Below are 20,507 nucleotides of genomic sequence, written 5' to 3'. Positions count from 1 at the left end.
CACGAAAAAGGGCACGCAGAACGATGCCTGCGTGCCCTGTCAGTTTAGGCGGCAAAGCGCCTTACTTGACCGTGATGCGACCGTCGGTGACCGGCGTGAACGGCGCCTGCGCGGCCAGATACTCGGCCAACACATCCGCCACATCCGGCCCGAAGTCATAAGCGTTTTCGGCGTTGATGAACATCTTGTAACCATCACCACCGTTGCGCACATAGTTGTTGGACACGACGCCATAGACCTTTTCAGGATCAATCGGCGCGCCGCCGACCATCACGTCCGACACCCGCTCACCCGCCGGCTTCGACGCATCATAGGCATAGGACATGCCCGCCACCTGGGCAAAGCGGCCTGCGCCCTCTTCCACCTGGCTCACGCCGTTTTCCAGCGCCTCGATCAAGGTCGCGCCAGTCACCTGGAACGTGGACAGCGTGTTCTGGAACGGCAGCACGGTCAGCACTTCACCCATGGTGACGGGGCCTGCATCAATCGACGCGCGAATACCGCCGCCGTTCTGGATCGCGATCTCGATGCCCTGATCCTTGACCCGTGCCAGCATTGCATCGGCAATCAGCGTCCCCATCGAGCATTCCATCGCACGGCAGGTTTCCCGGTCGCCGCCAATCTGGTCTGATGCTTCGGCCACCACGCGGTTGCGGATCTCGTCCAGCGGTGCCGCCGCTTCGGCAATGCGCGCCACGGTCGCCTCATCCTCGGCCACGCTCGCGTCGATCAGGATCGGATCGCCCTTGGCTTCGGTGACGTTGCCCGCGTCGTCAAAGGTCACGTTCAGCTCGCCCAGATACTTACCGTAAGCATAGGCCTGAACAATCGCGGTGCTGCCCACCATCGTGGGATAGGGGCCTTCGGCCTTTTCGTCGGTATTGCTGAGCAGCGTGTTCGAGTGGCCTCCTACGATCACGTCAACGCCGGTGGTGTTCTCGGCCACACGTTTGTCGACCACATAGCCCGAGTGCGACAGCACGATGATCTTGGTGATGCCCTCTTCGGTCAGCTTGTCGACCTCGCCCTGAACCGCGTCGGACGGATCGGTAAAGATCACGTTCTTGCCGGGGCTGGCCAGTTCGTCCGTGTCCTGCGGCGTCAGGCCGATCAGGCCGATCTTTTCACCACCGCGTTCGATCACCGTGGATTTCGCGATCTTGTCCGCCAGCAGCGGCTCGCCCGAGACATCGGCGTTGGACATCAGGATCGGGAAATTGATCGCATCGATAAAGCTGGCCAGCACCTCGGGGCCATCGTCGAATTCGTGGTTGCCCACGGTCATCGCGTCATAGCCCAGCATGTTCATCATCTCGGCGGCCAGCTTGCCCTTGTAGTAGGTGTAGAACAGCGTGCCCTGGAACTGGTCACCGCCGTCCACAAGGATGGCGTTGTTCGAGCGTGCCTTGGCATCCTTGATCGCCGTCACCAGCCGCGCCGTACCGCCAAAGCATTCGCCGGCCGTGTTATCCTCGGCACCGCAGGGACCGTCATATTTGCTGATCGGTTCAAACCGTGCATGGAAATCGTTGGTGTGCAGGATGGTCAGCGAATAATCCGCCATCGCTGTGCCAGCGGTCAGCGCAAGCGCGATCGCTGTCTGTGTCAGACGCAAAAACATGTCAGGTATCCCCCTAAAAGGTCTGTTGGCATTGGCATCACTCTGGCGGCGCTCTGATTAAGAGTCAAAACCGGAGTGCACGGCGCGCGAATTGACGTATCGGAAGCCTTGGCCGCTTGACCAACCTCAAGGCACACGGCATCAGTGAAGCCATGCTGATTTTGAAAATATTCCGTGCCGATGAATGGCAAGACCTGCGCGCCAAGGGCGAAACTTTGGGCGCCCCCATCGACGTCACCGACGGCTATGTGCATTTTTCGACACCTGCGCAGGCTGCCGAAACCGCAGCCAAACACTTCGCGGGCGAAGAAAACCTGTGGTTGCTGGGACTTGAGGCGAACGACCTGAGTGACAAGCTGGTCTGGGAGCCATCGCGCGGCGGTGCGTTGTTTCCCCACCTTTACCGCCCGCTGAAACTGGAAGACGTGGCATGGGCACAGCCGCTGCCCCTGCAGGACGGCGTTCACCAATTCCCCGCGGGTGTCCTATGACCGACAGCCACATCGACCCCGAACGCGTGCAGTTCGACGCTTTCAAGGACCTGCCGCGCGATCATCCGATCGAAATGCTGAACCTTGTGCGGTTCCGTGAACAGGCCGCCTATCCCGAGGATCACCCGCTTGCCGGCAAAGGGCTGACCGGCGCGCAGGCCTATGCCAACTACGGGCGCGACTCTGGCCCCGTTCTGGCGCGTCTGGGCGGGCGTATCGTCTGGCGCGGGACGTATCAGACCACGCTGATCGGACCGGCAGATGAGGTGTGGGACGCCTGTTTCATCGCCCGCTATCCCGATGCGGGTGCCTTTCTGGCGATGGTCACCGACCCCGACTACAAGCAGGCGGTGATCCACCGTCAGGCCGCCGTGCTGACCTCGCGGTTGATCCGGACATCGCCTTCCGACGCCGGAGCAACCTTCGGATGAAGCGCAGTATCGAGAAAATGGGCTTGGCCGCCCTGCGCCGGATCGACCCCGAAATGGCCCACGGCCTTGCCTTGCGCGCGTTGCACACGCCCTTTGCCGCCCTGCCCGGTCCGGTGACCTCGCCGCGGCTGACCACGCGCATCGCGGGTCTGACGCTGAACAATCCGGTCGGGCTGGCCGCGGGGTTCGACAAGAACGCGACCGCGATCCGCCCGCTGGTGCGCGCGGGCTTCGGCTTTATCGAGGTGGGGGCCGCGACCCCCCTGCCACAGCCCGGCAACCCCAAACCGCGCCTGTTTCGCCTGACCGAGGACCGCGCCGCGATCAACCGGTTCGGGTTCAACAACGACGGGGCCGAGGCCATCGTGCGCAGGTTGGCCCGCGCCCACAGGACGATCCCCGTGGGACTGAACCTGGGGGCCAACAAGGACAGCGCCAACCGCGCCGAAGATTTCGCCCGCGTGCTGCAAATGGCGCGTGGTCATATCGACTTTGCCACGGTCAACGTGTCCTCGCCCAACACCGAAAAGCTGCGTGACCTGCAAGGGCCGATGGCGCTGGCCGCCCTGCTGGACGGCGTCATGCAGGTGCGCGGCAACGTGCCGGTGTTCCTGAAAATCGCGCCCGATCTGACCGATCAGGATCTGGCCGACATCGCCAAAGTGGCCGAGGATGCCCGGATTTCCGCGATTATCACGACCAACACTACGCTGGACCGCATCAACCTGCGCAGCCCCCACGCAAAAGAGGCTGGCGGGCTTTCCGGTGCACCCTTGTTCGAGAAATCCACCCACACGCTGGCCAAACTGCACACGTTGACCGATATCCCGCTGATCGGTGTCGGTGGCGTCAGCACGGCCCGCGACGCCTATTCCAAGATCCGCGCGGGCGCCTCTGCGGTGCAACTCTACACCGGCCTTGTCTACGGCGGCCTCAGCCTGGCGGCGCGGATCGCCCAAGGCCTTGATGTGTTGCTGCAGCAGGACGGCTTTGGCTCGGTCTCGGAAGCGGTCGGCACCAACACCAAGGACTGGCTCTGACGCCGCTTCTTTTGGCTTCAAGTCTACTTCGGGGCAGCGCCCCCCCGTGCCTAATGCGCGTCGCGCTCCAGCGCCGGATACCGCATGCCCAGGGTCACCCCACGCGCCACGAAGCTGACCAGCAGCGACAGCCACAGGCCATGGTTGCCCAAAAGCGGCAGGGCAACCGCCGCGCAGGCCACATAGATCGCAAAGCTGACAAGCATCATGTTGCGCATGTCCGCCCCGCGTGTGGCCCCGATGAATATCCCGTCCAGCATCCAGGCTGCACAGCCCGCCAAAGGTGCCGCGACCATCCATGGCAGGAATTCCATGGCCGTATCCCGCACGCCCTGATCCTTGGCCATCACATCAATCAGCCACGGCCCGCCCAGTGCAAATCCCAGCGCCAGCATCACGCATGTTACCGCGCCCCACCCCGAGGTCAGCAGCGCCGAGCGCCGCACACGCGCAGGGTCGCGCCGCCCGTAAGCCCGGGCGATCAACGTTTCGGCGGCAAAGGCAAAGCCATCCATCGCATAGGCGGTAACATACATGAACTGCACCAGCACTTCGTTCGCGGCCAGCGTCACATCGCCAAACCCCGCCCCTAGGAAGACAAACGAGGTAAAAATAGCCATCAGCAAGGCCGAACGGATCAGGATGTCGGTGTTGATCAGCGCCATGCGGATCAGCACCACGCGGTCGAACACGCGCGTCCAGTCACGCCAGTCGGGCCGCGAGAACGCGTCGCGGCACAGGTAGATCCCAAAGCCCGCCCCCAGTGTCTCGGCAATCACGGTGGCAAAGGCCACGCCGCCCACACCCCAACCCAGCCCCAGCACGAACCACAGATCCAGCAGCACGTTGGTCCCGTTCATGACAAACTGTATCCAGAACACCCCCGCCGTGCGCTCCATCGCCACCAGCCAACCGGTCAGCGCGAAAACCGCGATGGCGCAAGGTGCCGACCAGATTCGAATGGTCATATAGGTCCGCGCCAGCCCTTCGACCTCGTCCGAAGCAGGGGCCAGCGCAAAGGCCCCCCAGAACAGCAGCGGCTGCAACACGATCAGCCCCAGCCCCCCACCGGCTGCGATCAGCAAGGCACGGGTCAGCAGCGCAGAAACCTCGGCACTGTCGTCGGCACCTTCGGCCTGCCCGACCATGCCGACCGTACCCATGCGCAGGAACCCGAACACCCAGTAAAGCGTACCGATGACAATCGCGCCCAGCGCCACGGCACCGATGGGCGCGGCCTCGCCCAATTGCCCGACAACGCCGACATCCACCGCGCCGAGGATCGGCACGGTGGCATTGCTGAGCACGATGGGCAGAGCGATTGCCAGCACACGGCGATGGGTGATCGGCGCTCGTGGTAGGTCCGCAATCGCAGCCGTGGCCGCTGGATCAGACACGTTTTTGCGGCATCAGGAAATGCCCCGTGGCCTGCGCGAAAAAGCGGGTGTGGTCATCCTGCCAGGCTTCGACATGCACCGAGGCATAGCGCCGCCCCGCGCGGCTGATCCGCGCCCGAGCATAAGCGTCGCGGGGCAGACCCGACCGAAGAAAGTCCACGGTGAAATCAATGGTCTTGGGCAATCGCGGCACTTCGCCCTTTTCCAGCCGGTCCAGGTCCAGCTCGCCGTTCTCCAGCTTTTCCCAAAGATATTGCCGCGACAGGGTCATAACCGCCGTGACTTCCAGGAATGCCGCAGTCACCCCGCCGTGGATCGCAGGCAGAAACGGATTGCCGATCAGCTTGTCCTGAAACGGCAGAATCGCCGTCAACTCGTCGCCCCGTCGGTCAAAGTCGATACCCAGAAAGGAAATATAAGGCACATTGATCGCCAACGTGTTCAAGGACTGGTCCCAACGCTTGTGCAGGGCGTGCCGTTCCGTGACCGACATCCGCTTGATTGCGGCGGCCCCCCCGGATTTTGGCTGTGCATCGGTCATCTGGGACGCTCCACTGTAAAGGTGCCCGTGGCCGTGGCGACGGGGTTGTCCGTGTCATTGTCTGTGGCCGTAACACGGACAAAGGCCACGGACCGCGTCATGTGATAACAGGTTGCAGTTGCCGTGATGGTATCGCCCGGCGTGGCCGTCCGCATGTAATCGATGCGCAAGTCAATCGTCGCCGTGCTGCCCGGCGCGTCCGGGTGGCTCATCACGGCCGCACCGCTGCACGTGTCCATCAGCGCCGACACCGCACCGCCATGAACGACACCGGTCGCCGGATTTCCGATCAGTTTCTTGTCATAGGGCATGGTGATCACAGCAACGCCGTTTTCCAGTTCAATCAACTGCAAACCCAGATCGCGCGCATGTGGGATTGCCTCGATGAATTGTCTTGCCATCTGGACCTTGTCCATGAATTCCTCTTCGCTACCCTGCGCACTTCATACGGTCAGCATGCCCTGCCCGTCAAACCACAACACTGCAGGTTGCGCTTCCTTTTCCCGCGTCCTAATTTGCACAGCGACGAGCGAGGATGAGCCAAATGAGTGACGACCGTCTGACTTTCAAAGAGATGTGTGCCGAATTCGAAGTGACCCCCCGGACGTTGCGGTATTACGAATATATCGAGCTGTTGCAACCTGACCGCGAGGGCCGTGCGCGCTATTACGGCCCGCGCGAACGCGCCCGGATGAAACTGATTCTCAAGGGGCGCAAATTCGGCTTCCAACTGGAAGACATCCGCCAGTGGCTGTTGATCTATGAACGCGAGGGCACCCATGCCCAATGGAACAAATGGATCGACATGGCCGACGGGCAGATCAAGGAACTGACCGAACAACGCGCGCATCTGGACGAAGCCTTGAGCGAACTCAAGCAATTGCGCCGTGATATCGGTGAGGAACTGGGGCGTCCCGCCGCGGAAACCAGCGACGTCTAACCCACACCGCTTCCCGTGAAAATGTAACGCCATTCCCTGAATGCGGGAAAACTCTGTCGACTCAACCAGTTGACGTTGCGATGAACTGCGTCAACCAAAATGTGACGTGACGTTTAGCTTACGTCAACGTCAAGCAATGTTGTAAGGTACCTCCAACGCCCCCATCTTTTTTGCAGATCGGATGTGTAACAATTGATGCGAGACGATGTTATGGACCAAAAAACAATGACAATCCGCGAGATGTGCGACGCCTTCGAGGTGACACCGCGCACGCTGCGGTTCTACGAGGCCAAGGAACTCTTGTTCCCGATCCGCGAGGGTCAGAAACGCCTTTTCACCAAACGCGACCGTGCCCGCCTGAAGCTGATCCTGCGCGGCAAACGCTTTGGCTTTAGCCTGGAAGAAATCAGGCAGCTTCTGGATCTTTACGACATGGGTGACCAGCAGCACACGCAGTTGGCCAGCACCTATGAGATCGCCAAGCAGCGCCTGGCCGACATGATCAGCCAGCGCGACGAGCTGAACGAAGCCATCGAAGATCTGAAAAGCCAGATCAAGTGGGGTGAGAAGATGCTTGCCTCGATGAACAGCGCGCAAAAAGCCGCCCAGTAACGTCCTTCACGACCAATAGAGAGACCGGACATGCCCAGCTATACCGCCCCTACCAAAGACACCCAATTCGTCCTGCACAACCTGTTGAAGGTCACCAAAAGCGACATTCCGGGCTATGACGAGCTCGAGCCTGACTTCACCTCGGCCATCCTGGAAGAAGCGGGCAAACTGACGTCGTCGGTGCTGGCCCCCTTGAACGCCGTGGGCGACAAGGAAGGCTGCCGTCTGGAAAACGGCGTCGTCTACACGCCCAAAGGGTTCAAGGAAGCCTTTGCGCAAGTCAAGGAAGGCGGCTGGACCGGTCTGGACATGCCCGAGCAATACGGCGGCCAGAACATGCCCGCCGTCATGGGGTCCGCAGTGGGCGAGATGTTCTCGGCGGCGAACCAGGCATTCACCATGTACCAGGGCCTGACCCACGGGGCGGCTTCGGCCATTCTGGCCCATGGCACTGACGCGCAAAAGGACACCTACCTGCCCAAGATGGTCGCCTGCGACTGGACCGGCACCATGAACCTGACCGAACCGCATTGTGGTACAGATTTGGGCATGATGCGTACAAAAGCCGAACCGCAAGACGACGGCAGCTATAAGATCACCGGCCAGAAAATCTTTATCTCGTCGGGCGAACACGACATGGCCGACAACATCATCCATCTGGTGCTGGCGAAAATCGTTGGTGGACCGGAAGGGATCAAGGGCGTGTCGCTGTTCATCGTGCCCAAGTTCATGGTGAAGGACGACGGCAGCCTGGGCGACCGCAACGGCGTGACCGTCGGCAAGATCGAAGAAAAGATGGGCATCCACGGCAACTCGACCTGCGTGATGAACTATGACGGCGCCACCGGCTTTTTGCTGGGCGAAGAACACAAGGGCATGCGCGCCATGTTCACCATGATGAACGAGGCGCGTCTGGGCGTGGGTATGCAAGGTCTGGCACAGGCCGACGTGGCCTACCAGAACGCGCTGGACTACGCCAAGGACCGCCTGCAAGGGCGCGCCGTGACCGGTGCGGAAAACCCCGACGGCCCGGCAGATCCGCTGATCGTGCACCCTGATATCCGCCGCAGCCTGATGGATCAGAAAAGCTTTGTCGAAGGCGCGCGGGCTTTCATCCTCTGGGGGGCCTCGCTGATTGATGCAGCACACCGCGCGGGCGACAAGGAGGCCGACGGTTTGGTGTCGCTGCTGACGCCGGTGATCAAAGGGTTCCTGACCGATCAAGGCTATGACATGACCGTCAAGGCCCAGCAGGTCTATGGCGGTCACGGCTATATCGAGGAATGGGGCATGTCGCAGTTCACCCGCGACGCCCGCATTGCCCAGATTTACGAAGGGGCCAACGGGGTGCAGGCGCTGGATCTGGTTGGCCGCAAGCTGGCGCAGGACGGCGGCAAACACGTCATGGCGTTCTTTGACATGGTCAAGAACTTCATCAAAGAAAACGCCGGACAGGACGCCACCTTTGACAAGGATTTCCTTGACCCGCTGAAAGCTGCGTCCAAGGACCTGCAGGCCGCGGGCATGTATTTCATGCAAAACGGCATGAAGAACCCCAACAACGCACTGTCCGGCTCGAACGACTTTATGCACATGTTCGGGCACGTCTGCCTGGGCCTGATGTGGGCGCGCATGGCCAAGGCGTCGATGGAAGCGTTGGCAGAGGGCACATCCGACGTGGCGTTCTTTGAGACCAAGCTGGCCACAGGCCGCTATTACATGGCACGCCAACTGCCCGCGACCGCCTTGCACCTGAAACGCATTGAATCGGGCGCAGACACGGTCATGGCGCTGGACGCGGCCAACTTCTAAGACCCCTGCCGGACGCGTCCGCGCGCGTCCGGCACATATTCGCCGGAGTCAAAATGCCCAAACGCTTTCGCCTCACCCGCCGCTTTAACGTCGCCATGACCGAAGACGGCTTTCGCCGCTTGAAACGGTTTGCAGCCGACGCAGGGCTGGACGAGGGCGAGGCGCTGTCGTTTGTGTTCGAGAACTTCGACAGCATCGCGGACGAGGACAACCTGACCAGCCGCCTGCGGCTGTTCAACAGTGAGCTTGACGCGCGCAAACGCTGAGGCAGATCATCTTGGGGAGGATGCGATGACACAACACCACTTGCAGTGCGCAGTCCCTGCGGGAGCCTCCGGCGGGAGTTTTTCTGGCAAGATGAAGGCGCGCGCGCCGTGGATCACCCCACTGCCCGATACCCATTCGGGATTGACCCATACAGTTCGGCCAGCGGCGCTTCACCTTGCACGCGGCGCAACGCGCCAGTCTGCCGCGCGGGATCACTTTGCGGCAATCGGGGTTAACAATGCCTGAGACGTTCCCATCTTCATCTTGCGGCATAAACTCCACGGGGGTCCGGGGGTGTGAAACCCCCGGCACGTCCGTACAGACACGCGCCCAAGGAGGGGCTTGAACACATGACCATGCAACTGCACTGCTTCGGTGAATCCGGCAACTCTTACAAAGCGGCCTTGCCGCTTGAGCTGTCCGGTCTGGACTGGACGCCCGTGAAGGTCGATTTTTTCGGTGGTGCCACCCGCACGCCCGAGTTTCGCAACCTCAATCCGCTGGGCGAAGCGCCGCTGCTGATCGACGGCGACATGTACATCAGCCAGTCTGGTGCGATCCAGCAGTACATCACCGACAAGACCGGCAAATTCGGCGGCACCGAGGCCGAAAAATACGACGTGCTGCGCTGGGTGCTGTTCGACAACCACAAACTCAGCTCGATGGCGGGTCTGACCCGGTTCCTGATGAACTTCCTGCCCGCGGACAAACGCCCGCAGGCGGTGATCGACTTTAACCTTGGCCGTTTGAAAACCGCTTACAAGACGCTCGACGACCACCTTGCCACGCGCGACTGGATCGTGGGCGACGGCGTGACCAATGCCGATTTCTCTTGTTGCGGTTACCTGTTTTACCCCGAACCTTTCGGTTTTGACCGCAAGGCGCACAGAAACATCAACCGATGGCTGGGCAACATCGAAAGCCTGCCCGGCTGGAAACACCCCTATGACCTGATGCCCGGCAGCCCCGCTGACCGCGCCTGACCGATCCTGAACTTGAAAGGACATCCCGATGACCGAAGCTTATATCTATGACGCCCTGCGCACGCCGCGCGGCAAAGGCCGCAAGGACGGCGCGCTGCACGAGGTGACCTCGCTGCGCCTGTCGGCACTGACGCTGAACGCGCTGAAAGAGCGTAACAATCTGGACGGCCACGACGTCGAGGACGTGATCTGGGGCAACGTCACGCAGGTGATGGAACAGGGCGGCTGCCTTGCGCGCTCTGCCGTGCTGGCATCGGACCTTGACCAGTCGATCCCCGGTCTTGCGATCAACCGCTTTTGTGCCAGCGGCATGGAAGCGGTGAACCTGGCCGCCAACCAGGTCAAGGGCGGGGCCGGTATGGCCTATATCGCCGGTGGCGTCGAAATGATGGGCCGCGTGGCCATGGGCAGCGACGGGGCCGCGATTGCCGCCGATCCGTCCGTGGCACTGGAGACCTATTTCGTCCCCCAAGGCATCAGCGCCGACATCATCGCCACGCAATACGGTCACAGCCGCGACGATGCCGACGCGCTGGCCGTGGCCTCGCAGCAGCGGGCCAAGAAAGCGTGGGACGAAAAACGCTTTGCCAAGTCGGTGATCACAGTGCGCGACCAGAACGGGTTGGCCATTCTGGACTATGACGAATACATGCGCCCGCAGACCGACATGCAGACGCTGGGCGCGCTGAGCCCCGCGTTTCAGGCGATGGGCGAAGTCATGCCCGGCTTTGATGCTGTGGCCCTGCTGAAATATCCGCATCTGGAAAAGATCAACCACATCCACCACGCGGGCAACTCGTCCGGTATTGTCGACGGTGCGGCTGCCGTGCTGATCGGCAACAAGGAATTCGGCGAAAAATACGGCCTGAAGCCGCGCGCGCGCATCCGCGCCACCACCAAGATCGGCACCGATCCCACCATCATGCTGACCGGCCCTGTGCCCGCCACCAAGAAGATCCTGGCCGACAACGGCATGACCATCGGCGACATTGACCTGTTCGAGGTCAACGAAGCCTTTGCCTCGGTCGTGATGCTGTTCATGGAGGCGTTCAACGTCGAGCATGAAAAGGTCAACGTGAATGGCGGCTCGATCGCCATGGGGCACCCGTTGGGCGCGACCGGCGCGATGATCATCGGCACCCTGCTGGACGAGTTGGAGCGTCAGGACAAGGAAGTGGGCCTTGCCACGCTGTGCATCGCCTCGGGCATGGGTGCGGCCACGATCATCGAACGGGTCTGACGCATGGCCACGGCGCGCGAGATATATCAGGACCTTCTGGCACAGCTGACACAGGCTGTGGTGGACAGGGACGCGGCAGGTTTTGCCGCACTCGCGCGCCTGCCGTTCGTGATGAAAACGATGGATGGCTGCACCACGCACCGGTCCAGACAATCCATCATGGAGGGCGTGACCAGCTATCGTGACATGCTGAGCGAACAGCGCATCGACGGTTATCTGCGCAGTTGCGACACCGCCAAGTTCATCTCGCCTCAGCAAATCTCGGGTTACCACACGACGCGGTTGCGCCGGGGCGATGTCGATGCTGCGGCCCCCTACCTGACACGCATGTCGCTGTTCCGCGAGGACGACGTCTGGAAGGTCGGGATTTCGGATTCATCCCTGCACACGGCGGATTGGCCGTTGCTGCGACAGGAGGAATTCGATGCCCCCGCCCAGGACAGGTCCGAGACCAGGAACCGGTTGCAGAACTTTCAGACCATCCTTGACCGGATCAGCGCCGCCTTTGTCGGCAATGATGTCCAGGGCTGGCTGAATTGCGTGTCGCTGCCATTGCATCTGGTCACCCGGCAGGGCGTCGAAAGCTTTGAGACGCCCGATCAGATCATCGCTGACTTTGAACAATACCAGCGCGATTTCAAAACCCATGGCGTGACCGAGATGATCCGGCAAGCCAAAACCGCCGAAATCATCGGCGGCGATCAGATGACCGGAACCTACCGGATGCACATGATGCGCGGCACCAACCATGTCGTGCCGCCCTGGGATGCCTCGATGACCCTGCGCAAGGAAAACGGCCTTTGGCGCGTCACCACCGTGATGCGCGCCCTGGGTCATTTGAACTGGTCGGCGCTAAGTGCTGCCGACATGGAAAACACACCGGACTACACTCCAGAAAAGGGAGACCAGAAATGACAGATTTCACCATGAAGAAGGACGCCGACGGCGTTGCGATCATCACGTGGGACGTGGCGGACAAGACGATGAACGTCATGTCCATCGAAGGGCTTGGCCAGTTGAACGATCTGGTCGACGACGCGCTGGCCGATGACGCGGTCAAGGGGATCGTGATCACTTCGGGCAAGGACACGTTTGCGGGCGGCATGGACCTGAACCTGCTGGCCAAGATGAAGGAAAGCGCGGGCGACGATCCGGCCAAGGGTTTGTTTGAAGGCACGATGCAAATGCACGGCCTGCTGCGCAAGATCGAGCGCGCGGGCATGGATGCCAAGACCAACAAGGGCGGCAAGCCCATCGCCGCCGCCTTGCCCGGCACCGCGGCGGGCATTGGACTGGAGCTGCCTTTGGCCACGCACCGCATTTTCGCGGCCAACAACCCCAAGGCCAAGATCGGCCTGCCCGAGATCATGGTCGGCATCTTCCCCGGGGCCGGTGGCACCACCCGTCTGGTGCGCAAGCTGGGCCTGCTGGGTGCGTCATCGCTGTTGCTGGAAGGAAAGATGCTGTCCCCCGACAAATCCAAGGCCGCCGGTGTGATCGACGAAGTGGTGGATGATCCGGTTGCCGCCGCCCGCGACTGGGTGCTGAACGCCAAGGACGCGGACATTCTGAAACCCTGGGATGGCAAGGGGTATAAAATGCCGGGCGGAGCGCCCTATCATCCTGCGGGCTTCATGAACTTTGTCGGTGCCAACGCCATGGTCAACGGCAAGACCAAGGGCGCTTTCCCTGCCGCCAAGGCAATGCTGTCGGCAGTTTACGAAGGCGCGCTGGTGCCCTTTGACACCGCGCTGAAGATCGAGGCACGCTGGTTCACCAACATCCTGATGAACCCGTCGTCGGGCGCGATGATCCGGTCGCTGTTCCTGAACAAGGAAGCCCTGGAAAAAGGGGCTGTGCGTCCCAAGGACGTGCCGGACCAACGCGTCAAGAAGCTGGGCGTTCTAGGCGCCGGCATGATGGGTGCGGGCATCGCATTGGTGTCGGCACAGGCGGGCATCGAAGTTGTCCTGATCGACCGCGACCAAGCGGCGGCGGACAAGGGCAAGGCCTATGCCGCCAGCTATATGGACAAGGGCATCGCGCGCAAGAAAGCCACCGAAGAGAAGAAAGAGGCGCTGCTGGCACAGATCACGGCGACCCCGGATCTGGAGCTGCTCAAAGGCTGTGATCTGATCATCGAGGCGGTGTTCGAAGACCCCGGCGTCAAGGCCGAGATGACCAAGAAGGTCGAGGCCATCATCCCCGAGGAGTGCATCTTTGCCTCGAACACCTCGACCTTGCCGATCTCGGATCTGGCCAAGGCGTCGGTGCGTCCCGAGCAGTTCATCGGCATTCACTTCTTCTCGCCCGTCGAACGCATGGCGCTGGTCGAGATCATCAAGGGGGCTGAAACCGGTGATCGTGCTGTGGCCAAGGCGCTGGATTACGTGCGCCAGATCCGCAAAACGCCGATCGTGGTCAACGACGCGCGGTTCTTCTATGCCAACCGCTGCATCATCCCCTATGGCAACGAAGCCACGCGGATGGTCACCGAAGGCGTGGCACCGGTGCTGATCGACCATGCCGCACAGCAACTGGGGTTCCCCGTGGGGCCGATCCAGCTGGGCGACGAAACCTCGGTCGATTTGGCCGTGCGCATCATGAAGGCGACCAAGGCTGCGATGGGCAACGCCTATCCCGGCTCCGAGGCCGACAACCTGATCGTGTGGATGGAAGACAAGGGCCGTTTGGGGCGCAAGTCCAAGGCGGGCTATTTCGACTATGACGAAAACGGCAAGCGTCTGGGATACTGGAAAGGCATCCACGACAAATACCCGCTGGCCGAAGAACAGCCCGACCTGATCGAAGTGCAGGAACGTCTGATGTTCGCGCAGGTGCTGGAAGCGGTCCGTGCGCTGGAAGAGGGCGTTCTGGAAGACATCCGCGAGGGCGACGTGGGCGCGATCCTGGGCTGGGGCTTTGCGCCGTGGTCGGGTGGCCCGTTCAGCTGGCTGGATATTCTGGGCACGCCCTATGCGGCGGAACGCTGTGACCAGTTGCAGGAAAAGTTCGGGGACCGGTTCGAATGCCCTGCCCTGCTGCGCGAGATGGCCGAGAAGAACCAGACCTTCTATGGCCGGTTTGGCCCCAAGGCTGAAGCGGCTGCGGCCTGAGGCCAAAGCCATACAGAAACGCAAAAGGGCATCCTTCGGGGTGCCCTTTTCATTTCAGTACGTTGTCACGCCGGGTAACGGTGCTGCGCGTTAGTGTTCATCCTCTAAGGCTTGAAGAAGTCAGTGATCCCGGTTGCCTTCAAACTCTCTTCCCAGATCAGCGCCTCGTTCGCCGGGTTCCGCTCGGGCGGCAGCAACACCGCTGGTCCCGTCCGATGCGGCCCGTTCGGTCCGTAAAACGCACCGCTTTGCACGTCCGCCTCGCAACAGCACCGCGCAATGCCGCTGGTGCCGTCCTCGACCGACTGTGCATATTTCAACGCTTGCCCCAGGATAAACCGGTCCAGCCAGCGGTCCCCGCCCGCCTGTGTCGTCTTGCCTTGCAACCCTGAATCCGCCGGTCCCGGATGCGCGCACAGCGCCTTGACCTTGTTGTCGGGGCGCTGCCTTGCGCGGTCGTCCAATGCGTAAGTGAACATGAGGTTCGCCAGCTTTGACTGCTGGTAGCGTGTCCATTTCGCCAGCCCTGGCCAACCGTCGCCCCCCAGATTGCCGCCGTTGCGTGCCAGGTACTTCGCATGCAATGGCCGCCCCGGCTTGCCCCGTGCGCCCGATGAATGGTTGACCACCCGCGCCTCGCCCCGCTGTGCCCCGGCGGTTTCCAACAGCGGCCACACCTCATGCGTGAGCAGGAAATGCGACAGATGGTTCGCCTGCATCTGCACATCGAAACCGTCCTCGGTCGCCTTGTCCGCCACGCCCATGATGCCCGCGTTGTTGCACAATACATCACAGCCCTGATCGCCAAAGTCCCGGCGCAAGGTCGCACCCGCCGCGCGGACACTGTCGAAACTGGACAGATCGCACGGCACCAGGACCGCGTCACCGCCCGCATCCAACACCCCATTCAGCGCCGCATCCGCACGCGGCGACGGACGGTTCAGCATCACGACCTGCGCGCCCAGACCCGCACAGGTCTGCGCCAGAACCAGCCCCATTCCCGAAGTACAGCCGGTGATCATCACCACCTTTCCCGACATCGACGGAAAGCTTCGGGCAAGGTCATCGTAATATTTGGTAGGGTGCGGTGTATGGGACACGGGGGGCTCCGGTGCAAAAAATATTTACAGTGTAAATATACGCTGCCATCAAATCCCCAAGCCCGTCAACAGATATTTACACTGTAAACAATCTGGCGGATGATGCCGCCATGACCGATCAAAGCACATATCACCACGGCAATCTGAAAGAGGCCCTTGTTCAGGCGGGGCTGGATATCCTGAACCAGCAGGGCCTGGCCGACCTGACCCTGAGGGCCTGTGCCCTCCGCGCGGGCGTCAGCCACACAGCGCCCAAGAACCACTTTGGAAACCTCGCGGGACTGATGTCCGCCATCGCCGCGCGCGGCTACCAACGCCTGACCGAAACCATGCAGACCGGCCTGCCCCCGGATGCGTCACGCGCAGACCGCAGGCAGGCGGCCATGGGCGGCTATGTCGAGTTTGCCAGGCAAAACCCCGGCCTGTTCGAACTGATGTTCTCGCCCCAGCGCACCAACGGCGACGACCCGGACCTGCTGCACCATGCGGGCCGTTGCTTTGCGGTGCTGTGCGACGTGTCGGAAGGGCTGATCTGGGACAAGTCCGACGCCCCCGACGCCGCGCTGCGTGCGCAGGTCATGCACTGGAGCATGGTGCACGGCTTTGCCCAGTTGACCGCATCCGGCAAGCTGAACAAGGGCGAAATGAAACACCTGCAAATCTTCGATGTGTTCCCGCAGTTTGACTACAAATCCTGAAGCCGCCAAATCCGACCCGGCCAACCTCAACTGACAGGTTTTGTCAGTTGTTCTCGCCTATCACGGCAGGACCAAGTACAAAGACATAAGGAGCCTGTCATGACCAAACACATCATCGAAACCGTCACCTTCCGCCTTAAAGACGGTGTAAAACCCGCCGACTTTGCCAAATCTGCGACCGCCATGAACGCGTATGTCTCGGGGTGCACAGGGTTCATCGCCCGCCGTTTGTCCTACAACGCTGACGGTCTGTGGATCGAACACATCGAATGGCAGGACATGGACGCCGCCAAAGCTGCGGCAGCGGGCATCGGCGCCCCCGAGGGCAACCGCCCCTTCCTGTCCGCCATTGACGGACCGACAGTCACCATGACCCACACCGAGCTGGAAGTATCGGTCAACTGACGCAAAGGACACCATGAGGCGCAGCGACCGGCTTTCGGAAATCATCGAGATCATTCGTGACGGTCGTCTGCACCTTGCGCGCGACATCGCGCAGGCGCTTGGCGTATCGGTCAGAACGGTCTACCGCGATATGGACACGCTTGTCGCCTCTGGCGTGCCGCTGGAAGGAGAGCGGGGCGTCGGGTATCTTTTGCGCGAGCCGGTCTTCCTGCCGCCGATGACCCTGTCCATGGCCGAGCTGGAAGCATTGCACCTTGGCATGGCCATCGTCGCGCGGGCCGCAGATGAAGAGTTGCAAGCCGCGTCCAGAACCCTGTTGGCCAAGGTGGCCGAAACGGCGTCGAACCGCCGCAGCACTCCGAAAAGTTGGGGGTTTGGCGTCTATCCGCTGGCGCAGGCGCAGCTTGGGTTCAAACACATGCCCACGATCCGCACCGCCATACGTGCGGGCGAGCGGTTGCGCATCACCTATCACGCGCTGGACGACACCACGACCACACGAACCGTGCGACCGCTGCAAATTGAATATTGGGGTCAGGTCTGGACGCTCAGCACATGGTGCGAGCTCAGAGACGCATTTCGCGCATTCCGCATTGATCGGATCACCGCCTGCGTGCGCACGGGGCAATTGTTCAAGCCCGAGGCGGGCAAGACAATTCAGGACTATCTGAACACGATAGGCACCGACCGATCAGACTGATCTGCTACCGCTGCAACGCCCGGAACTGGGCAAAAGACAGCAGCCGTTTGCTTTGTTCATCCCACAGGTGCAGCCGCGCGTTGCGCAGGCTTTCACCAATGGTCATGCGGTTGCTGATGGCCAATTCGACATGGTCGCGCAGCACTTCGGGCAGCCGGTAGAACGGTATGCGGCTGTGCACGTGGTGGATGTGGTGAATGCCGATATTGGCGCTGAGCCATTGCAGCCAGCCGGGCAGCACATAGTGCGAACTGCCATGCAGCGCCGCCTCGTGCAGGGTCCAGTCTTCTTCGGCCGCCCAATGGGTCGTCTCGAACTGATGCTGTACATAAAAAAGCCACACGCCCGCCGTCGCGGCCAGCAGGGTCGAGGGCAGGAAAATCAGCAGGATCGGCATCAGCCCGCCGAAATACAGGATCAGACCCAGGGCGCACAGGATCACGGCATTGGTGCACATGGCGCTGAACCAGTACCGCGCCTTGTTCATCAGTCCCAGCGGTATCCGGTTCTGCAAAAAGAACAGATACCCCGGCCCCAGACCGAACAGCACGACAGGATGCCGGTACACGCGGTAGTGAAAGCGCATCAGCGGGCCGAGCGCGCTGTATTCCGCCACCGTCAGCGTGTGCACGTCACCGATGCCGCGACGGCCCAGATTGCCAGATGCGCTGTGGTGGATGGAGTGCGTGCGCCGCCAGACGTCATAGGGCGTCAGCGTCAGCACCCCCAGCACCCGCCCCAGCCAGTCGCTGGCGGTGCGGTTGTTGAAGAACGCCCCGTGTCCACAGTCGTGCTGGATGGCAAACAGGCGCAGGATGAACGCTGCATTGCACAATGACAGGGTCAGCGTCAGCCAATAGCTGACCGACATCGCCCACCATGCCAGGACCCACAGGGTCAGGAACGGACCGACGGTCACGACCAGCTCGTAGACGCTGCGCATGACGTTGGGTTCGCGGTATTGGGAAAGGATTTTAACCCACTCCCGCGCTGCCCGTGTTTCAGTTTGCTGCGAAGTGGGATCTTGGAATTCTGGCATATGCCTGCTTTTTCTTGTTGGTTGTGTGAATAGAGCATCGTCGCAGATTTGCAAACGAAGCTTGGGCCAAACAGGCAGAAAACTGGTAACTGGCGGGCTTTTGCCGGGGTGCGCTGCCATGCGCACCCCCAAATGCTCTTAAAGGGGGAAGAATATACTGATGGTCAGGACCGAGGTGATACCCACGATCAGGTTCATCGGCACCCCGATTTTCAGAAAGTCGACGAACTTGTAGTTCCCCGCACCGTACACCAGCGTGTTGGTCTGGTAGCCGATGGGTGTGGCAAAGCTGGCGCTTGCTGCGAACATCACCGCGACCACGAAGGGACGCGGATCGATGCCCAGTTGCGTGGCCAGCGAGATGACGATGGGCGTAAACACCACCGCCACCGCGTTATTTGTCACGGTTTCGGTCAGGATCGAGGCAATGAAGTAGACTGCGAACAGCGTCGCCAGCGGTGGCAAACCGGACAGGTAGGGTTCCAGCACCGACACGATCAGTTCAACCGCGCCTGTCGTTTCAAGCCCCGCACCGATGATCAGCATTGCGAAGATCAGAACAAGGATCGACCCGTCGATTGACGCCCATGCCTCGTCGCCGTCAATGCAGCGCAGCAGCAGGATGCCCGCCACCCCGACCAACGCCAACAGGCCGATGGGCATGACGTTCAGCGCCGCCAGCGCCACGATGGCCACCAACGCCGCAATTGCCACAGGGGCCTGACGCCGCCGGAACGCGCGTGCACTGGGTTCGGTGATCGACACCGCGTCACCTGAACGAGCAAGTTCGGCAAAGCCTTCGGCGCTGCCTTCCAGCAACAGCTTGTCCGAGGGGCGCAAGCGCACGCTGCTGAGGTCCGAGCCGGGAATATGCCCGTGCCGGAAAGCCCCGAGCACCCGCACCCCGGCCCTGCGGCCCAGAGCCAGATCGGAGATTCGCACCCCTGTGTGCCAGCGCGAGGGCGCAAGGATGGCTTCGACGATCTGCACATCCGCGCCCGGCTCAAGTTCGACCGAACGGCGCAGCCCAACGCGCAGCCCCTTGATCTCGGCCAGTGTCAGCAGTTCGGACGTGGTTGCCTGGACAATGACCACCTCGCCTTTCTGGATGACGTAGGCGTCCAGGTCGTTTCGGCTGATGACACCCGCCTTGCGCACGCCGGTGATCCGGATGCCCGGACGCTGGAATTCAACCAATGTGCCCAGGGGCTGATCAACGCCGGGAAAATTTGGCAGCACGGTGATTTCCGACAGGAACACGGTTTCGCTGGCTTCTGCTTCGATCCCTTTTTGTCCGCGCTCAGGCAGAAGGAACTTACCCAGAACCAGCATCGTGACGCTGCCGACGATGGCTACGGTAAGGCCCACGGGGGCAATTTCGAAAATCGAGAATGCTTCAAGCCCGCCCTCGCGCGCGATGCCGTCCACCAGAATGTTGGTCGAGGTGCCGATCAGCGTACAGGTGCCCCCCAGGATGGCCGCATAGGACAGAGGGATCAGCAGGCGCGTGGGCGCAAACCCGAGGCTGTGCGCAAGCCGGATCACCACGGGGATCAGCACCAGCACCACGGGTGTGTTGTTCATAAAGGCCGACGCCGCGACCGTTGCGGCAAGAAAGATGGCGATGGCCAGGATTGGCCTGCTTTGCGCCCGTCCGATCACCAGATGGGCCATGGCATCCAGCACCCCGGTGCGCACCAACGCCCCGGAAATGATGAACATTGCCCCGATGGTGATGGGTGCCGAATTGGAAAAGGCCGCCATGACCTGATCCCCCGGCACCAGACCCAGCACAATGAACAAAGCGGCGGCGACGGTGGCGGTGACTTCTGGGGGGTATTTTTCCAGCGCGAAGGCGATGAACAGGCCAATAAGAATGACAATCGCGATCACTGGCGCGTTTGTCGAAATGAAATCGGTCATGGAATGTGCTCTCCTCAAAACACCCCGAAGGCGCTGAGCGCCCTGAACGGTTCTATGTGTGCCACTCTGGGACGTCTTTCAACTGCGACTTGCAGGAGGCACATAGAATCCGCCGATGCCATCTGGAAAACCAACAGTTTCCCGACCGGCT

The 20,507-nt window shown here is 61.5% G+C and carries 21 protein-coding genes; 14 read left to right on the top strand and 7 right to left on the bottom strand.

Translation table 11 applies throughout. The features are described from left to right. Window positions 1-61: 61 nt before the first annotated feature. Window positions 62-1,621 carry a bifunctional metallophosphatase/5'-nucleotidase gene (locus BUC08_RS10610; RefSeq protein ID WP_037923991.1) on the bottom strand — a complete coding sequence of 520 codons (1,560 nt, stop codon included), beginning with the start codon at window positions 1,619-1,621 and terminating at the stop codon, window positions 62-64. A gap of 152 nt (window positions 1,622-1,773) precedes the next feature. Between BUC08_RS10610 and BUC08_RS10605 the strand changes: the two genes are divergently transcribed. From BUC08_RS10605 to BUC08_RS10595, 3 genes are read left to right on the top strand one after another with little or no spacing between them, the layout of a single operon-like run. Beyond that, the gene (locus BUC08_RS10605; protein ID WP_037924634.1) at window positions 1,774-2,112 is read left to right on the top strand and encodes a DUF952 domain-containing protein; all 339 of its coding nucleotides are present in this window, start codon (window positions 1,774-1,776) and stop codon (window positions 2,110-2,112) included. Next, the gene (locus tag BUC08_RS10600; protein WP_037923993.1) at window positions 2,109-2,543 is read left to right on the top strand and encodes a DUF1330 domain-containing protein; all 435 of its coding nucleotides are present in this window, start codon (window positions 2,109-2,111) and stop codon (window positions 2,541-2,543) included. Before BUC08_RS10605 ends, BUC08_RS10600 begins: the two co-directional genes overlap by 4 nt. Further along, on the top strand, window positions 2,540-3,583 hold the full coding sequence (locus tag BUC08_RS10595) for a quinone-dependent dihydroorotate dehydrogenase (protein WP_037923995.1): 1,044 nt from the start codon (window positions 2,540-2,542) through the stop codon (window positions 3,581-3,583). Before BUC08_RS10600 ends, BUC08_RS10595 begins: the two co-directional genes overlap by 4 nt. Before the next feature lie 50 nt (window positions 3,584-3,633). On the opposite strand, the gene BUC08_RS10590 is transcribed toward BUC08_RS10595, so the two are convergent. From BUC08_RS10590 to BUC08_RS10580, 3 genes are read right to left on the bottom strand one after another with little or no spacing between them, the layout of a single operon-like run. After that, a complete protein-coding gene (locus BUC08_RS10590; protein WP_234973753.1) occupies window positions 3,634-4,980 on the bottom strand; it encodes an MATE family efflux transporter in 1,347 nt (448 codons plus the stop codon). Next, entirely contained in the window at window positions 4,973-5,473 is a 501-nt protein-coding gene (locus BUC08_RS10585; protein ID WP_037924637.1) for a PaaI family thioesterase, read from the bottom strand. Before BUC08_RS10585 ends, BUC08_RS10590 begins: the two co-directional genes overlap by 8 nt. 44 nt (window positions 5,474-5,517) lie before the next feature. Further along, window positions 5,518-5,937, bottom strand: coding sequence for a PaaI family thioesterase (locus tag BUC08_RS10580; protein ID WP_037923997.1), 420 nt, complete (start codon window positions 5,935-5,937; stop codon window positions 5,518-5,520). Between the two features lie 128 nt (window positions 5,938-6,065). On the opposite strand from BUC08_RS10580, the gene BUC08_RS10575 reads away from it, so the two are divergent. From BUC08_RS10575 to BUC08_RS10540, 8 genes are all read left to right on the top strand, one after another. After that, window positions 6,066-6,461: a MerR family transcriptional regulator gene (locus BUC08_RS10575; protein ID WP_051694107.1), complete on the top strand. Its 396-nt coding sequence runs from the start codon at window positions 6,066-6,068 to the stop codon at window positions 6,459-6,461. 210 nt (window positions 6,462-6,671) lie between these two features. After that, entirely contained in the window at window positions 6,672-7,073 is a 402-nt protein-coding gene (locus BUC08_RS10570) for a MerR family transcriptional regulator (RefSeq protein ID WP_037923998.1), read from the top strand. A 30-nt stretch (window positions 7,074-7,103) separates the two neighbouring features. Then, the gene (locus tag BUC08_RS10565; RefSeq protein WP_037924000.1) at window positions 7,104-8,885 is read left to right on the top strand and encodes an acyl-CoA dehydrogenase C-terminal domain-containing protein; all 1,782 of its coding nucleotides are present in this window, start codon (window positions 7,104-7,106) and stop codon (window positions 8,883-8,885) included. A gap of 53 nt (window positions 8,886-8,938) precedes the next feature. Continuing rightward, on the top strand, window positions 8,939-9,151 hold the full coding sequence (locus BUC08_RS10560; protein ID WP_037924002.1) for a hypothetical protein: 213 nt from the start codon (window positions 8,939-8,941) through the stop codon (window positions 9,149-9,151). Window positions 9,152-9,502: 351 nt separating this feature from the next. Then, window positions 9,503-10,135: a glutathione S-transferase family protein gene (locus BUC08_RS10555; protein WP_037924005.1), complete on the top strand. Its 633-nt coding sequence runs from the start codon at window positions 9,503-9,505 to the stop codon at window positions 10,133-10,135. Window positions 10,136-10,163: 28 nt separating this feature from the next. Next, window positions 10,164-11,375 (top strand): acetyl-CoA C-acetyltransferase, encoded by a 1,212-nt coding sequence (locus BUC08_RS10550; protein WP_037924007.1) that lies wholly within the window; start codon window positions 10,164-10,166, stop codon window positions 11,373-11,375. A gap of 3 nt (window positions 11,376-11,378) precedes the next feature. After that, the gene (locus BUC08_RS10545) at window positions 11,379-12,290 is read left to right on the top strand and encodes a hypothetical protein (protein WP_037924009.1); all 912 of its coding nucleotides are present in this window, start codon (window positions 11,379-11,381) and stop codon (window positions 12,288-12,290) included. Then, complete coding sequence (locus tag BUC08_RS10540; RefSeq protein WP_037924011.1) at window positions 12,287-14,491, top strand: 3-hydroxyacyl-CoA dehydrogenase NAD-binding domain-containing protein; 2,205 nt, start codon at window positions 12,287-12,289, stop codon at window positions 14,489-14,491. The genes BUC08_RS10545 and BUC08_RS10540 overlap by 4 nt, the downstream gene beginning before the upstream one ends. 104 nt (window positions 14,492-14,595) lie before the next feature. Here the strand turns inward: BUC08_RS10540 and BUC08_RS10535 are convergent, their stop codons facing one another. Then, on the bottom strand, window positions 14,596-15,591 hold the full coding sequence (locus tag BUC08_RS10535) for an SDR family NAD(P)-dependent oxidoreductase (protein WP_037924013.1): 996 nt from the start codon (window positions 15,589-15,591) through the stop codon (window positions 14,596-14,598). A 110-nt stretch (window positions 15,592-15,701) separates the two neighbouring features. Between BUC08_RS10535 and BUC08_RS10530 the strand changes: the two genes are divergently transcribed. The 3 genes from BUC08_RS10530 (at window position 15,702) to BUC08_RS10520 (ending at window position 17,394) form a co-directional block, all read left to right on the top strand. Then, complete coding sequence (locus BUC08_RS10530) at window positions 15,702-16,289, top strand: TetR/AcrR family transcriptional regulator (RefSeq protein ID WP_051694110.1); 588 nt, start codon at window positions 15,702-15,704, stop codon at window positions 16,287-16,289. 99 nt (window positions 16,290-16,388) lie between these two features. Then, window positions 16,389-16,694 (top strand): hypothetical protein, encoded by a 306-nt coding sequence (locus BUC08_RS10525; RefSeq protein WP_037924015.1) that lies wholly within the window; start codon window positions 16,389-16,391, stop codon window positions 16,692-16,694. 13 nt (window positions 16,695-16,707) lie between these two features. Next, on the top strand, window positions 16,708-17,394 hold the full coding sequence (locus tag BUC08_RS10520; RefSeq protein WP_037924017.1) for a helix-turn-helix transcriptional regulator: 687 nt from the start codon (window positions 16,708-16,710) through the stop codon (window positions 17,392-17,394). A gap of 4 nt (window positions 17,395-17,398) precedes the next feature. Here BUC08_RS10520 and BUC08_RS10515 read toward each other — a convergent pair whose 3' ends face one another. Then, on the bottom strand, window positions 17,399-18,433 hold the full coding sequence (locus BUC08_RS10515) for a fatty acid desaturase (RefSeq protein WP_037924019.1): 1,035 nt from the start codon (window positions 18,431-18,433) through the stop codon (window positions 17,399-17,401). A gap of 138 nt (window positions 18,434-18,571) precedes the next feature. Beyond that, a complete protein-coding gene (locus tag BUC08_RS10510) occupies window positions 18,572-20,356 on the bottom strand; it encodes an SLC13 family permease (protein ID WP_037924021.1) in 1,785 nt (594 codons plus the stop codon). Window positions 20,357-20,507: the final 151 nt, after the last annotated feature.

The organism is Pseudosulfitobacter pseudonitzschiae, from assembly GCF_900129395.1.
GTDB classification, from domain to species: Bacteria; Pseudomonadota; Alphaproteobacteria; order Rhodobacterales; family Rhodobacteraceae; genus Pseudosulfitobacter; species Pseudosulfitobacter pseudonitzschiae.
This window is presented reverse-complemented; position numbering and strand designations above follow the sequence as displayed.